Genomic DNA, 14410 nt, shown 5'->3' on the forward strand with positions numbered 1-14410 from the left:
CTAACATGACGAAGGAAGTTGAATGGGCGCGCATGACCGCGCCGAGCCTGCGCGAAATTGCCGGCAAGCCCGGTGCGCTTGCCATCCTGCCGATCGGCTCGCTGGAACAGCATGGGCCACATCTGCCGGTCATTACCGACACCGCCAGTGCATCAGCCGCCGCCATCCGCGCCGCCCGGCTGATTGCCGATGAAGTGCCGGTCGCCGTTCTTCCAGGCCTCTGGCTCGGCATGAGCGAGCATCACCTGCCTTTCGGCGGCACAATCACCCTCGACTACGATACGCTGAGCCGTGTCATCCGCTGCATCGTCCGCTCGCTGAAGACGCTCGGTTTCTCGCGGCTCTTCATCGTCAATGGTCACGGCGGCAACATGGATCCGCTCGCGGTCGCCGTGCGCGAACTGGCGGTCGAATTCGCCATGCCGATCGTTGCCACGACGCCGTGGATGCTGGCGCCGGAAGAGGCAAACAAGATCTTCGAGGTCGACACGGGCGCCCATCACGCGTGTGAAGGCGAGGCATCGGTAATGCTGGCGATCGTTGCCGACGCGGTAAAGACCGAGATGTTCGGCCAGGCTTTCGGCAATCAGCAGCATCCTGTCGACGTGCCGGCGGACGTATCGCGGTTCTATTCCTTCGCCGAGCGTGCCCCCATCACCGGAACCTGGGGCGATCCGCGCAGCGCGACCGCCGAGAAGGGAGAGCGCTTCCTCGACCTGCAGGCGGGCGAACTCGTGAAGCTGATCCGAAACGACGTGCTCTGGACCGCACCCGATCCGGTCTGGGCGCCCGGTCGCGGCCTCGGAACGACCGCGGGCAAAGCCGATTGAGCGAGGCGAGATATTCGCCGGGCATCTCACAGTGCATTCCTGAGGGAGGACAGCCAATGATCATGAAATTCGCGCGGACGCGCAAAACTCTCGTTTCCCTGTTTGCAGCCACGATGCTTTCGGGCGTTGCGCTGACGCCGGCGATGGCAAAGACCCTAGTCTATTGCTCGGAAGGCTCGCCTGAAGGGTTCGATGCGGCGCTCTATTCGGCCAACAGCACCTGGGATGCTTCGGCCGAAACGATCTATGACCGTCTCACCGAATTTGAACCCGGCACGACCAACGTCGTTCCCGGCCTCGCCGAGGGCTGGACCATTTCCGAAGACAACCTCGAATACACGCTGAAACTGCGCCAGGGCGTGAAGTTTCAGTCGACCGACGACTTCACCCCGACGCGGGACTTCAACGCCGACGACGTGCTCTTCACCTACAATCGCCAACTGGACAAGGGCGATCCGTGGAACAGCTATTTCCCCGGCGCGAACTGGGAAATGTTCAACGCGATGGAGATGCCGGCGGCCATCAAGGAGATCGCCAAGGTCGATGTCAGAACTGTCAAGTTCGTGCTGAACCAGCCGGATGCGTCGCTTCCGTCGAAGCTTGCGCTGAACTTCGGCTCGATCATGTCGAAGGAATATGCCGACAAGCTTGCGGCAGAGGGGCGGCGCGAGGACCTCGATCGCAAACCGGTCGGCACAGGACCTTTCCGCTTTGTCGACTACCAGCAGGATGCCGCGATCCGCTTTGCGGCGAATGCCGACTATTGGGACGGAGCGCCGAAGATCGACAACCTCATCTTCGCGATCACCACCGATGCGACCACGCGCATGCAGAAGCTGCAGGCCGGCGAGTGCCATGTCGCGCCCTATCCGGCGCCGGCCGACGTGGCCGGTCTGAAGGCGAATCCTGACCTCAACGTGTTGGAACAACCAGGTCTCAACGTCTCCTACCTGGCGATGAACACGCTGGTTGCGCCGTTTGACAAGCTGGAGGTGCGCCGCGCCATCAACATGGCGATCGACCGGAAAGCGATCGTCGATTCCGTCTATCAGGGCATGGGCCAGATCGCCCAGAGCGTCCTTCCGCCGACCATGTGGGGCTACAACGGCAGCATCGACGGCTACAGCTACGACGTCGAAGCGGCAAAGAAGCTGCTCGACGAGGCCGGCGTCAAGGATCTGAGCATGAAGATCTGGGCGATGCCTGTCAGCCGCCCGTATATGCCGAATGCACGCCGCGCGGCCGAGCTGATGCAGGCGGACCTCGCCAAGGTCGGTATCAAGGTCGAAATCGTCTCCTACGAATGGGGTGAGTACCTCAAGAAGTCGCGCGACAAGGCGCGGGACGGCGCCATCATCCTCGGTGGAACCAGCGACAACGGTGACCCGGACAACCTGCTCAGCTACTTCTTCAGTTGCGCCGGCGTCGGCGGCAGCAACAACGCCAACTGGTGCTATAAGCCGCTTGACGAGATCTTCCAGCAGGCACGAGCCAGCGCGGATCAGAGCGAGCGGACGAAGCTCTACGAAGAAGCGCAGGCGATCATCAGCGATCAGGCGCCTTGGGTGCCGATTGCGCATTCGACGGTCGTGCTGCCGATGTCGAAGAAGGTGAAGGGCTACGTCATGGAACCCTTGGGTTCACACCGCTTCGACAAGGTCGACATCGACGAATAGCGCGCGCAAGATCTCTAACGCGCCGGGTCTTGTCCGCGCGTTAGAGACTCGCGGGCGCATGCCGCGATGGAACTGAAGCGCGCTCGATCGCGGCCTCATTGCGCGCCAACACATCGTTTCTGGCAGCGGAGGTTCGCTCCGCTGCCAGAGATGTTTCAACCCGTCGTCTGCTTATTTTGCCGGGGGCTTGTAGGAAGATGCGATTTTGCCCGCCTTCTCTTGCGCAGCCTTGAATTCCGCGCCCGTGTAGGCTCGCACGGTTTTGACATTCGATACGGCTCCCGATGCGCCGACAACGAGAAGTGCGGGGACCAGGTCAGCGCCATCGTCGAATTCCGTGATTGCCATCCAGTCGGTTTCGCCGGTCGTGACGTAGAAAGAATGCAGTTTTCCGCCCGCAGCTTCCATGATGCCACGGGCCGCCTTTTCTCGGTTCGATGGACTGTCAATCATTCCCTTCGCTGACGTGGCTGTATAGCACCCTGTGGTTATGAACAGTGGCATGGGACGTCCTCCCTTGATAATTGGGCAGATCGGGTGATCTGCCGTACTCAATATCTCAAAAAACTTCGCGTTAGACGAGCATCGGAAGGGAACTCGGCCCCTGCGTGAGGTTCTCGTTTGCTTCGGCCTCGCGCCCGGGAGGCGAGGGAATACTGCCGGGCCGTGACGGGGAGGGGAGGTTTCGCGCGTGGGGCGTCCTATAAAGGTAACAAGTACCGAACACCTGCCGCGGTATGCTCGCGGATGGAGCGGGATGCGGCGCAAATACCATCGGCGTTCCGCACCCCGCTTCACTGACCCCGGGAGGGTTAGCGAACGTAGATCGTCAGCCCGCCGTCAGTCGCCTGTTCAGCGCCGCCGATGTTGTCCATCTCGACGTTCTGCGCCTTCAGCTTTTCAGCCAAGGACTTGTTCGCTTTGACCGCCTCGAGCAGCGCTGCGCGTTGTTCCGGCGTGGCATGCTCGACCCACATGCGCGTTTGGTTCTGCTCCGCAAGTGTGCTTACATCGACGACATTAATCTTGTCGCCGCTGTAGCTGCGCACAGTTTGCTCAATCTCCTTGGGCCAGTCCATTGCGGCACCTTGACCGTGCGCGATCCCAACGAAGCTCAGGGCGGAGAGGCTGGCAATCATAGAAAAAGTCGCAATGCGGTTCATTGTCATGCTCCTTCCTAGGTTTTGCGCTTGTGACGGGGTAGCAACCAAGCGCGGCTGCTCAAGCAACTCGTCCCAACTGAGATTACGCGAAACTCCACCGAGCGATATTGTCCTTAGGGGAAGTCGTCTGAACTTGCCGGTCGCTGGTAGGATCGACGGCCACGATGCTCTGCAAGTTTCACTGACCGACTAAGGTCGGTGCGTCTTAGGATCATCCAGGGCCTCCACCGTCTTCAACACCGGCCCGAGGACCCAGTTGTACATCTCAGCGATATTGTGCTCCTCATGCGGGTCCGATTCGATGTTGAACACCTTCGGATAGCCGGTCATCGGTGCGGCGCTGCTTCCCACTCCGCCAAGCAGCGTTGCGCCGCCAGGGCCGTTGCGGCCGGGCGCCACGTCGGCGAAATAGGCCCGGAATTGTTTCCAGCGGACGGCGACCAGGTCGGAACCGACGAAGGTCAGCAAATGCTCGCGAGGTCCGCTGTCATTGTCGGCGAGCAGCAGGTCGCTCTGGTCGATCCCGTCGAACGGCCGGTCGTCCGGCACCTTGCCGCCCGCAAGCTTTGCGAATGTCGGGAAGAAGTCCATGATCGAAAACTGCGCGTAGGAGGATCGCTGCTTGATCCGTTGCGGCCAGCGGATCACCGGGGCCCATTGACGTAGAGAAAATACGTGTCTTGAGGCGCGCCCGGTGGATGCGGTAGCGAACGGGTCCCCGCAAGTTCGAGCGGCAAATCGGACAGGACGATGGCATGCGGCGAAAGGACCGCCGGGAGGCATCGGCTCAGTTTGGCGCTTGTCGCAATATTATTCGCTTCGACATATGAACCCATATCCGCATGTGCCAGGATGACCTGTCCGCCAAAGCGGGTGGCTGCGGCAGCAAGCGTGTCCTCGATGTCGCCGAGCAAGAAATAATTCTGTGGCGGCGTGCAGTCGGCGAAACAGTCGGTCTCGCGATCCAGCACATAGATCTCGCGCTCCGGGAGATGGATGCGCAAGTGGTCGTAGGTGCGACCGTGACCCAGACCCATCTCGAACACAATGCCCGGACGGCCAGCTATCTCTCTGAAGGCCCATTCGAGGCAGATGCGCTGGGCCTCCAGGCGGAAGAGCAATTTTTCGAGCCGGGAGTCTTTACGTCCCCGTTCAGCACGTGGTTCGTTCAATCTGGCGTCCGTCCGCATAATTTTCGTCCTTGGCGCGGTGCTATCATTCGTCAGGTGGCGTCCTCTTCTCCAATCCGATCCACTGGTAGCGGTAAGCGGCTGAACCGACCTATGATCCTTAGTCGGCCCTCGACCTACATCGGCGTGACGCCGTCGGTGGCAATATGATCGCGTTCAAACCAAAAGGCCCGCCTTCACAACGTATTGACGTTCAGAACCTCGTCATGTTCGCGGCGGGCGGATTGGGTGACCGCGCGAGGCTCGCCTTGTATTCCTCCACCGTCTTCAACACCGGCCCGAGGACCCAGTTATACATCTCGCCGATATTGTGCTCCTCCTGCGGGTCGGCCTCGATATTGAACACCTTTGGGTAGCCATTCATCGGCGCAGCGCTTGATCCGATACCGCCCATCAAGATTGCACCGCCTGCGCCGCTGCGGCCAGGTGCTACGTCGGCAAAATAGGCCCGGAACTGTTTCCAGCGGACGGCGACCAGATCGGCACCGACGAAGGTCAGCAAATGCTCGCGAGGTCCGCTGTCATTGTCGCCGAGCAGCAGGTCGCTCTGGTCGATCCCGTCGAACGGCCGGTCGTCCGGCACCTTGCCGCCCGCAAGCCTCGCGAATGTCGGGAAGAAGTCCATGATCGAGAACATCGCGTAGGAGGATCGCGGCTTGATCCGTTGCGGCCAGCGGATCACCGCGGCGGTACGGATCGCGCCCTCGCTGACGTCGCCCAGCGCGCCACGATAGGGACCCGTCGTTCCCATGTCCGGCATGTCGGTGCCGAACCGGCTTGCACCGGGGCCGTCCGGTCCATTGTCGGAGGCAAAGACCACGATGGTGTCTTCCTCGATGCCAAGATCCTTCAAGGCGTCAAGCATCGTGCCGACGATCGCGTCGCCCTCCATCAGGGAGTCGCCGAACTGGCCGATGCGAGAAGCTCCCTCGAAGCGCTTCGAGGGGAGGTTCGGAAAGTGCGTCCGGGAAATCGGCAGATACAGGAAGAACGGCTTGCCTGCCGCCTTTTGGCGCCTCATGAAATCGACGCCGCGGTCCACCAGTTCCCAGTCGATCCCGCGACGCACTTCCTCGGTGTAGGGTTTCACCAGCTTCACCGGCTCTCCCCGCTTGGCCTCGACGATATGCGGCCCCTCGTTGAGTGGGACGTCGATGGACTTGGTCTGATGGCCCTGGCGGATCATCCCGAATGCGTCCCAGGTGTCACCAGGCGGGATTCCGTAGAACTCGTCGAAGCCTTGGTTCTGCGGCTGGCTATAGATCTGGGCGCCAAGATGCCACTTGCCGAAGATCGCCGTGGCGTAGCCGGCGTCATGCAGCATTTCCGCCATGGTGATTTCCTTGTCCGGCAGCGAGAAAGGCGTGCCTGCGACCGCAACCAGCGATAGCCCGGAGCGGATGGAATAGCGACCTGTCATCAATGCGGCGCGCGACGGCGTGCAGGATGGCTCGACCAGGAACTGCGTCAGCCGCAGACCCTCTGCGGCGAGCTGGTCGATGCGCGGCGTCGGCGACCCGCGTAGCTCCCCGCCGCCGTAGACGCCGATGTCGCCGTAGCCGACGTTATCGGCGAGAATGAACAGGATGTTTGGCGTCGACTGTTGTGCGGATGCAGGTCCGACAGGCAACACATGAGCAATGAGACAGGAGCCGATCGCCAATGCAAAGCGCATTCCCCGCCAAGATCCGAGCCACTTCATGTTTCATCTCCACTTTCGAACCGCCGTCCGCGAGTGCTGCTTCGGAGCGGCTCCCGCTGGCTCGTCATTCAATCGCCCGGCGAAACCGTCATTGCCCGGTTGACGGCGCCGATGAGGGATTCGGCCGGGAACGGCTTGTGCAGATAGGCGACGCAGCCCGCTTTGACCGCCTCCTGTTCGAGCGCCTGATCGTCGACTGCGGTGATGAAGATGACCTTGACCTTCGAGCCGGCATCCTTCAACCGGTGCCAAAGTTCGATGCCGGATATGCCGCCGAGATGGACATCGAGCACGATGCAGCCGATCTCGCTCGACGTGGCGCGGTTGAGAAAGGCCTCGGCCGAGGCATATCCCTCCGTCGCGAAACCATGCGCGTTCAACAGCCGCGCGACGCTCTTGCGCATGCTCGGATCGTCTTCCACGACGGCTACTTTGCGTGGTTGGCTTTCCAAGGGATGCCTTTCTGAGGCCCATGCGGAAAGGCATGTCCAGCCCCGATCATGACGATCGTATGATCAACGTCGAAAGCTGGATATTGTCCTATGGGGAAGCGCGCCGAACAGCACCGTGCGTATCTTCAGGCGGTTTTGCCGTCGGGTCGAGAAGTCCCAGTCTCTCTGCAATCGACACGGCCTCGGCCAGCGAATGCACGCCAAGCTTTTCCATGACGTTGTGCCGATGCGCCTTGACGGTTCGTTCGGAGGTACCGAGATCGTAAGCGATCTGCTTGTTGAGCTTGCCGCGGACGATCAGGCCGAAAACTTCGAACTCGCGTGGCGTCAGGGTCTCCAGATGCGCATGGAGTGCATGGATGCGATCGAGTTCGGCGCGCCGTATCTTTGAGCGAAGCAGCGCCCGCTCGACGGCCTCCAGCAACGCCTCCCTCGAGGCCGGTTTCTCCAGGAAATCTTCGGCGCCGGCCTTCATCGCCCGGACGCTCGCCTTGATGTCGCCTCGCCCCGTCAGAAACACGATCGGCAGCAGCGGTGCTTTCTCGGTGAGCCGGTCCTGCAACTCGAGCCCGCTCAGACCCGGCATCTGCAGGTCGAGGAGGATGCATCCGGGGTCGGAGCCCGACAGGTGGGCCAAAAGCTCTTCGCCCGAGCTGCAGGTGACGACGCGATAGCCGGATGCCTCCATCAACCGTGCCAGCGCGGTGCGATAGGACTTGTCGTCGTCGACGATATGAATGACGGGTTCCAACTGGGTCATCCGTGCTGAGCAAGCGGCAGGACGAAACGAAACACGGCGCCGCCTTCGGCGCGATTGTCCGCCCATATCTTGCCGCCATAGGTTTCGATGATCGCGCGGGCGATCGAGAGACCCAGCCCGGTGCCTGTCGGCTTGGTCGTGTAGAACGCATGGAAAACATGGTCGAGCTGGTCGCTCGGGATGCCGCGGCCGGTATCGGAGATCGACAGCTCGACCTCGGAATTCTCGATCAGCGCCGTCTGAAAGACCAGCTTCCGCTCGGTCGCCGCCGCATCGACCATGGCGTCCATCGCATTGGTGGCGAGGTTGAGAATGACCTGCTGGAGATGTACCTTATCGGCCCGCACCGGCAGCGCCCGGGTCGGGTCGCTGGAGCTGACGACGATGCTTTTTTGTCCCGCCTCGGCGTGGAGGATATGGATCGCGCTGTTGACCACCTCATTCAGGTCGAATTCCTGCCAGTCGATCTCGCTTCGCTTCTTCAGCAGTCCCCGCAGTCGAACAATGATATCGCTGGCGCGCTGGTCGTCCTCGCGGATGTCGACGAGAATCTGCCGGATGAGGTCGAGATCCGGCTGCTTTTTCCGAAGCAGGATTTCGAGGGCATCGACATTGCTGCGGATCGCTCCGAGCGGCTGGTTCAGTTCATGGGCGATCGATGCCGACAGGGCTCCCGCCGTTGCCGACTGGTTGAGATGCACGAGTTCGAGCAGACGAAGCCGCGCTTCCTGCTCCGCGGCCCGCCGGCGGTGCCGCTCGACCAGAAGCACCGTGATGATCACCCCCTGTAGCGCAAGCGCCGCAACGATGCCGATGATCGCCGCCCAGTATTCCTCCCAGAGGCTCTTCTCCTTGAAGCTCAGGACGGTTCCGGCAGGAAGCCCGCTCTCCGGCAAGCCCCAGCGCGTCAGCTCTCTCGCATCGGCGACAAAGGTTTTCGGCACGTTGACGTTGGCGATCGGTTTTCCCGCGATCGCGTCGAGGGCGAGTTCGGCAACCGCCGTTCCGACCGACTCGAAGGTGACGGTATTACCGCCGACGGCGCCATGGCCGATATACGTGGAATAAGGACCGTAGACCGGAGCGCTCGCCTTGGCGGCAATCCGTTCGAGCGCGTTACGCGGAATGAAGTTCCGGCCGCTGCGATCGGTAAAGACGGTGAGGACCAGAATGATGCTCCCTTCCGGCACACGCGAGGCTCGGTCCGCGAATTCATCGATGGTCAAATCCTCGACGTAGGTCGTTTTAAGACCGCTTGCGGGGCCGGCGAGATCCGCGCGCGCCGTCGCAAGCCAGGAGCGGTCGAAATCCGAGGACCCGCCGATGATGACGAGATCGCGGGCGTCCGGCTGGAGACCACGCGCCATGAGAAGGGTTTTTGCGATGTCATACTCGCTGAAGGCCCCGACGACGTCGCTCGGCAGGCTCAGCTTCGCGGCATCCGCGCCGCTGAAGCCGCAGAACACGATCTTCGCATCCGGGGCGACCGCATGCCGGTATTTGACGATGAAGCCCGTTGCCTCCTCACCAAGCGCAATCACTACATCCGGACGTCGGTCGGCGTATTTCTCACTGAGATATCGCGCCATCCGGTCGATGTGAACCTTCTCGGGGAACCTGGAAAGGTCGAGAAATTCCGAGAATAGATCGACCTTCCCCGTTGTCGCCTGCAGCAGCCGATGTCTCAGGGTCTCGCCAGCAATGGTCGTTGCCGGAATCCTCTCGTCATAAGGATAGAGGATGAGGATGCGTGGGACCTGGTCCACGACCTCCGCCGACAAGGGCTCGGCCGTCATCAGGATCACGAGCAGCAGAAGGCAAGGAAATGCGGATGCGATCCGGGTGAACGGGCTCGATGGTTTCGTTGATGCACGAACCATATTGAACGTCCTTTGCGCCATTCTCCGTCGATGCGTTCGGAGATGACGATGCGGCCGGGGCGGTTGCCCGTCGGCGTTCAACTATTTCAAAAATTAGTCCGGCCCCCACGCCAAAACCTTGCTGCCCTGCGTACGGCTTCCACACCCAATGCGATTGCTGATCGATCCATACCGCGCCAACTCGTGCGCGCTGCCCCAAAGGACAATATCGCCGAGGCGCGTTCCTGACTAGGCTGCGATGCGATGAATGGCTTTCGCGTAAGTAGCAATTGCGTGAACTCGGCGTAGTCCCAGTTTCGACGACAGCAGACGCGCGGCCTGCTTCGGCGCATCCATCCATGCAAGATCGGCACGTGGTCAGGCCACCGTCAGCCATCTTCCGGCTGTGAAAATGCGCCGTCAAACTGCTCCGCCGTGTCGACGATAACCAGCAATGGATCCGCCTGCGACAACTGGAAGATGCGGCATGAGGCGTTTCCAAATGGGCGCAGGGCTGCCGGCCCATTTCGGGCAGCCAGGGAGGGATCCAGACCATGAGCAAGATGAAAAGTATCTGGTTTGGTCTGCTGGCTTCCACTTTTGTTGCGACAGCAGCAATCATGCCGGCAGCCGCGCAAGATCAGCAAAAGCCCAACATTGTCGTCATCATGGGCGATGATGTTGGCTGGTTCAACATTGGCGCCTATCACCGGGGCATCATGTCCGGGAAGACGCCAAACCTCGACAAGCTTGCCTCCGAGGGCATGCTATTCACCGACTACTACGCGGAAGCAAGCTGCACCGCGGGGCGAGCAAGCTTCATCACAGGTGAAATCCCGTTGCGCACTGGCTTGACGACGGTCGGACAAGCGGGAGCAGACGTCGGCATGCCGGACAAGGCTGCAACCATTGCCGCCGCCCTCAAGACCGAGGGCTACGCCACCGGTCAATTCGGCAAGAACCATCTCGGCGATTTGAACAAGTTCCTGCCAACGCTGCACGGCTTCGATGAGTTCTTCGGGTACCTGTATCACCTCGACGCGATGTCGGATCCCTACTGGTATTCGTTCCCGAACGACCAGTCGTACCGCGACAAAGTCGGCCCGCGCAATTTGGTGCACAGCTTTGCGATGGATACGGACGACACGACCGAACAGCCGCGTTGGGGCAAGATCGGCAAGCAGCGGATCGTCGACGAGGGTCCCCTGGCGCCATTCGCCGACATGACCAACGTCCCGAACATGCATGACATCACGCCCAAGGCAAAGTACGACATGGGGACGTTCGACGAAGTGCTGGTCAAGGCCTCGTGCGACTTCATGGACAAGGCCAAGACGGACGGCAAACCGTTCTTTGTCTGGCACAACACGACGCGTATGCACGTCTGGACGTTTTTGTCGCCAAAGTATCAAGCGCTCATGAACAGCGACAGCAATTACGGCCTCGAAGAAGCCGGCATGGCGCAACTGGATGACAGCGTCGGCGCCATCATGAAGTGTGTGGAGGATGCGGGCGAGACCGACAACACCATCGTCATCTTCACAACTGACAATGGTGCCGAAGTCTTCACCTGGCCCGATGGTGGCATGACCCCGTTCAAGGGCACCAAGGGTACGGTGATGGAAGGCGGCTTTCGGGCACCGGCAATCATCCGCTGGCCGGGCAAAGTCAAGCCGGGCACTGTAGAGAACGGCATCTTCTCCGCTCTGGATTGGTTCCCCACGCTCCTAGCGGCAGCCGGTAACGCCAACATCACCGACGAGCTTCTGAAAGGGAAGGAGCTGGGCGACCGGACCTATAAGAACCACCTCGACGGCTACAACCAGTTGGCCCTTCTGCAGGGCAACGGACCGTCCGCACGGCATGAATTTTTCTACTTCGGCGGCCCTTCTCTGGGGGCGGTTCGCATCGACAACTTCAAGTTCCAGTTCTTCCAACAGCCACAAGGCTGGCCTGGGCCGAAGGTAACCACTGACATGCCCACTATGGTGAATATCCGCCAGGACCCATTCGAGCGGACGCCCTCGATCGGTGGCCAAAGCCTCAATGACCTCGGCGGGGGCTATATGAATGACTTCTTCGCTCGCGAGTTCTGGCGGTTCGTCAGCGTCCAGCAGGAGGTCACGAAACTGGCGCTCACGGCGATTGACTATCCGCCGATGCAAGACCCGGCTTCGTTCAATCTTGATGCAGTCAAGAAGCAGATCGACGCCGCAATCAAGAACAAGCCCGGTAACTAGAAGGCAGGCTCAACACGACGGGCGGCTTTCCAGGGCCGCCCGTCTGGTTCCAAGGCACAGTCCTCCGCATGTCTCAAGGGACGGGAACCTGGACACCTGACCTCTGGAGGGTTCGTTATGACTGTGGGACGTAACGTTGTTTGTTGTTGCCCCGGCGCAGGCCCGGACCGACCCGCTGCAGTCGTGGAACGACACCGTCCCGAAGGCGGCCATCGTCGCCTTCGTCGAGAAGGTGACCAAGGAAAACTCGCCCGACTTCGTTCCCGAACCGGAGCGCATCGCCGTTTTCGACAATGACGGCACGCTGTGGGTCGAGCATCCGATGTACACCCAACTCGCCTTCGCACTCGACCGCGTGAAGGCCGAGGCAGCTTCCCATCCGGAATGGACGGACACGCAGCCGTTCATGCGCGCTGCCCCAAAGGACAATATCGCTGAGGCGCAATCCTGACTAGGCTCCGATGCGATGAGTGGCGTTCGCATATGTAGCGATTACGTGAACTGGGCGTAATTCCAATTTCAACGAACAGCAGACGCGAATGCTTCGGCGTGCTTCCGGCGCATCCGTCAATGCAAGGTTTTACACGCGGTCGCCGAATTTCGATGGATTGCTCTCTATGCGTCCGGGTGAAAGCCACCGTAACGGATCATCTCCCGAACGGGAAATGCCTATTCACCGGAGGAGCTGAAAATGAGCCGCAAAATCCTTAGTTACAGTCTCGGTGCGTTGACGACTGTGGCCTTTCTCTGGGGCGCGATCGCCCCGGCGCAGGCTCAGGAGACGAGAAAGCCTAACATCCTGTTCATCATGGGCGACGACATCGGCTGGATGCAGCCGAGCATCTATCATCAAGGCATTGCGGTGGGAGAAACGCCCAACATTGACCGCATCGGCAATGAGGGTGCGAAGTTCATGACGTACTACGCCGAGCAGAGCTGCACGGCCGGACGCACTGCCTTCCTCACCGGCATGCAGCCGGTGCGCGTCGGCATGGTCCTACCGGAAATTCCCGGAAGCCCGTCCTACTTGCGGACCGGCACGCCTTCGCTCGCCAAGTTCCTATTCGATCTCGGCTACAACACCGGCGAGTTCGGCAAGAACCATCTCGGAGATCACACCGAATCCCTGCCGACCGCGCACGGTTTCCAGGAGTTCTGGGGGTATCTGTACCACCTCGATGCCATGCAGGGAGTAAGCTTCCCTGATATCAACAAGACACCGACAGAGCAGACACTCGCGCCCCCTTGCAAGAACACGCCGATCCCAGGACTTGCGGAGGATCCCGCGGCCGTTGATCCCAAGACAACGACTTGCCTGACGCCGCCGCGTCCGATGCTCGCGTGTACATCCTCCGACGGGACTGCGGCGAACCAAAGCTGCAAGGACCAGGGACCGCTGACGCTAGAGCGATCGAAGACCGTCGACGAGGAGATCTCGGCCAAGGTTATCGACTTCCTCGACCGCAACGATCCCGAGAAAACGAAGAAGCCGTTCTTTGTCTGGTACAACCCGGCCCGTATGCACATCACGACCGTGCTCCCGGACAAGTACCTGGCCATGGTCGGAGAGCCTGGCGGCAAGGACTGGGGCGTCAACGAAGCCGGCATGAAGCAGATGGACGACAACATCGGCTACGTGCTGAAAAAGCTCGAGGAGATGGGCGAGCTCGACAATACCATCATCGTCTTCACCACCGATAACGGCGCCGAGACGATCACCTTCCCCGACGGCGGCACCACCCCCTTCAAGGGCGGCAAGCTGTCCACCTGGGAAGGCGGCATGCGCGCGCCGCTGGTCGTACGCTGGCCCGGGCATATCGAGCCCGGAACGGTGAAGAACGAGATGTTCGCCGCTCTCGACTGGCTGCCCACCTTGGTCGACGTTGCCGGCGGCCCCAAGGGCAACGAGCTGAAGGCGCGGATCGAGAAGGGCGAGTATCCTGGCATCGCCAAGACCACGCTCGACGGGGTCAACCAGCGCGACTACCTGGAAGGCAAGTCGGAAAAGTCCGCGCGCGACCACTTCTTGTACTACTCCGGCAAGGAGCCGTCTGCGGTCCGATACAAGAACTGGAAGATGTATTTCGCCATGGTGTCTGACGACCCGGCGGGCTTCATCTCCGGCGTGCAGCCCTATTCCTGGACGCAGGTCGTCAACATCAAGCGTGATCCGTTCGAAACTTCGGTCGGCCAGCAGATCAAGACACTGTTCGGCATGGGCGGCGCGATCGCCTCTCCGTCGACGGCCTATGTCTATGACTGGAACATGCTACCCATCGGACAGCAGTTGTGGCTGAAGCACCTCCAGACCTACATCGACTTCCCGCCGATGCAGGACCCGGCAAGCTACAATCTGGAGCAGGTCATGCAGCAGGTCCGGGAAATGAAGACTGGTCACGACTGACGCGCCAATCGGCGTACGACATGGCGGGGCGGCCCAGGAGGGCCGCCTGCCAACCGGACGCGCTGCGGATCGCTCTGTATTTTTCACGGGAAAGTAGCGGAACGACCCCCAAGGCGTTTGCCGTTACCGCGGCA

At 60.9% G+C, this 14410-nt stretch carries 12 protein-coding genes and 1 pseudogene; 5 read left to right on the forward strand and 8 right to left on the reverse strand.

Annotated elements, in window-relative coordinates:
- The first annotated feature begins 5 nt into the window (after positions 1-5).
- Together V7S54_RS20845 and V7S54_RS20850 are read left to right on the forward strand one after the other, a co-directional pair.
- A complete protein-coding gene (locus V7S54_RS20845) occupies positions 6-830 on the forward strand; it encodes a creatininase family protein (protein WP_065375802.1) in 825 nt (274 codons plus the stop codon).
- A 62-nt stretch (positions 831-892) separates the two neighbouring features.
- Positions 893-2506 carry an ABC transporter substrate-binding protein gene (locus tag V7S54_RS20850; RefSeq protein ID WP_065375868.1) on the forward strand — a complete coding sequence of 538 codons (1614 nt, stop codon included), beginning with the start codon at positions 893-895 and terminating at the stop codon, positions 2504-2506.
- A gap of 171 nt (positions 2507-2677) precedes the next feature.
- On the opposite strand, the gene V7S54_RS20855 is transcribed toward V7S54_RS20850, so the two are convergent.
- The 8 genes from V7S54_RS20855 to V7S54_RS20890 all read right to left on the reverse strand — a co-directional run bounded on the left by V7S54_RS20855 (position 2678) and on the right by V7S54_RS20890 (position 9569).
- Positions 2678-3010: a GYD domain-containing protein gene (locus V7S54_RS20855; protein ID WP_065375801.1), complete on the reverse strand. Its 333-nt coding sequence runs from the start codon at positions 3008-3010 to the stop codon at positions 2678-2680.
- Positions 3011-3318: 308 nt separating this feature from the next.
- Positions 3319-3669, reverse strand: a complete 351-nt coding sequence (locus tag V7S54_RS20860) for a hypothetical protein (RefSeq protein WP_065375800.1) — start codon at positions 3667-3669, stop codon at positions 3319-3321.
- 189 nt (positions 3670-3858) lie between these two features.
- Positions 3859-4317 carry a hypothetical protein gene (locus tag V7S54_RS20865; protein WP_065375799.1) on the reverse strand — a complete coding sequence of 153 codons (459 nt, stop codon included), beginning with the start codon at positions 4315-4317 and terminating at the stop codon, positions 3859-3861.
- Positions 4314-4841, reverse strand: coding sequence for a class I SAM-dependent methyltransferase (locus V7S54_RS20870; RefSeq protein ID WP_234793147.1), 528 nt, complete (start codon positions 4839-4841; stop codon positions 4314-4316). The genes V7S54_RS20865 and V7S54_RS20870 overlap by 4 nt, the downstream gene beginning before the upstream one ends.
- 211 nt (positions 4842-5052) lie before the next feature.
- Complete coding sequence (locus V7S54_RS20875) at positions 5053-6561, reverse strand: arylsulfatase (RefSeq protein WP_234793144.1); 1509 nt, start codon at positions 6559-6561, stop codon at positions 5053-5055.
- Between the two features lie 68 nt (positions 6562-6629).
- The gene (locus V7S54_RS20880; protein ID WP_083203753.1) at positions 6630-6965 is read right to left on the reverse strand and encodes a response regulator transcription factor; all 336 of its coding nucleotides are present in this window, start codon (positions 6963-6965) and stop codon (positions 6630-6632) included.
- A 136-nt stretch (positions 6966-7101) separates the two neighbouring features.
- Positions 7102-7773 carry a response regulator transcription factor gene (locus V7S54_RS20885; protein WP_065375795.1) on the reverse strand — a complete coding sequence of 224 codons (672 nt, stop codon included), beginning with the start codon at positions 7771-7773 and terminating at the stop codon, positions 7102-7104.
- Positions 7770-9569 carry a sensor histidine kinase gene (locus tag V7S54_RS20890; protein WP_336409481.1) on the reverse strand — a complete coding sequence of 600 codons (1800 nt, stop codon included), beginning with the start codon at positions 9567-9569 and terminating at the stop codon, positions 7770-7772. Before V7S54_RS20890 ends, V7S54_RS20885 begins: the two co-directional genes overlap by 4 nt.
- Before the next feature lie 617 nt (positions 9570-10186).
- Between V7S54_RS20890 and V7S54_RS20895 the strand changes: the two genes are divergently transcribed.
- The 3 genes and pseudogenes from V7S54_RS20895 to V7S54_RS20905 all read left to right on the forward strand — a co-directional run bounded on the left by V7S54_RS20895 (position 10187) and on the right by V7S54_RS20905 (position 14276).
- On the forward strand, positions 10187-11872 hold the full coding sequence (locus V7S54_RS20895; protein WP_065375793.1) for an arylsulfatase: 1686 nt from the start codon (positions 10187-10189) through the stop codon (positions 11870-11872).
- Between the two features lie 121 nt (positions 11873-11993).
- Positions 11994-12278: pseudogene (locus V7S54_RS20900) on the forward strand (haloacid dehalogenase-like hydrolase); the annotation flags it as partial.
- Positions 12279-12563: 285 nt separating this feature from the next.
- Positions 12564-14276: an arylsulfatase gene (locus tag V7S54_RS20905; protein WP_268753051.1), complete on the forward strand. Its 1713-nt coding sequence runs from the start codon at positions 12564-12566 to the stop codon at positions 14274-14276.
- Positions 14277-14410: the final 134 nt, after the last annotated feature.

Origin of the sequence: Ensifer sp. CCNWLY38 (assembly GCF_037120565.1) — a bacterium.
GTDB classification, from domain to species: domain Bacteria; phylum Pseudomonadota; class Alphaproteobacteria; order Rhizobiales; family Rhizobiaceae; genus Ensifer; species Ensifer adhaerens_H.

Coding starts and splice junctions, on each gene's coding strand:
- V7S54_RS20845 (WP_065375802.1), top strand. CDS start 6: ATGACGAAGGAAGTTGAATGGGCGCGCATGACCGCGCCGAGCCTGCGC.
- V7S54_RS20850 (WP_065375868.1), top strand. CDS start 893: ATGAAATTCGCGCGGACGCGCAAAACTCTCGTTTCCCTGTTTGCAGCC.
- V7S54_RS20855 (WP_065375801.1), bottom strand. CDS start 3,010: ATGCCACTGTTCATAACCACAGGGTGCTATACAGCCACGTCAGCGAAG.
- V7S54_RS20860 (WP_065375800.1), bottom strand. CDS start 3,669: ATGAACCGCATTGCGACTTTTTCTATGATTGCCAGCCTCTCCGCCCTG.
- V7S54_RS20875 (WP_234793144.1), bottom strand. CDS start 6,561: ATGAAGTGGCTCGGATCTTGGCGGGGAATGCGCTTTGCATTGGCGATC.
- V7S54_RS20880 (WP_083203753.1), bottom strand. CDS start 6,965: ATGCGCAAGAGCGTCGCGCGGCTGTTGAACGCGCATGGTTTCGCGACG.
- V7S54_RS20885 (WP_065375795.1), bottom strand. CDS start 7,773: ATGACCCAGTTGGAACCCGTCATTCATATCGTCGACGACGACAAGTCC.
- V7S54_RS20890 (WP_336409481.1), bottom strand. CDS start 9,569: ATGACGGCCGAGCCCTTGTCGGCGGAGGTCGTGGACCAGGTCCCACGC.
- V7S54_RS20895 (WP_065375793.1), top strand. CDS start 10,187: ATGAGCAAGATGAAAAGTATCTGGTTTGGTCTGCTGGCTTCCACTTTT.
- V7S54_RS20905 (WP_268753051.1), top strand. CDS start 12,564: ATGAGCCGCAAAATCCTTAGTTACAGTCTCGGTGCGTTGACGACTGTG.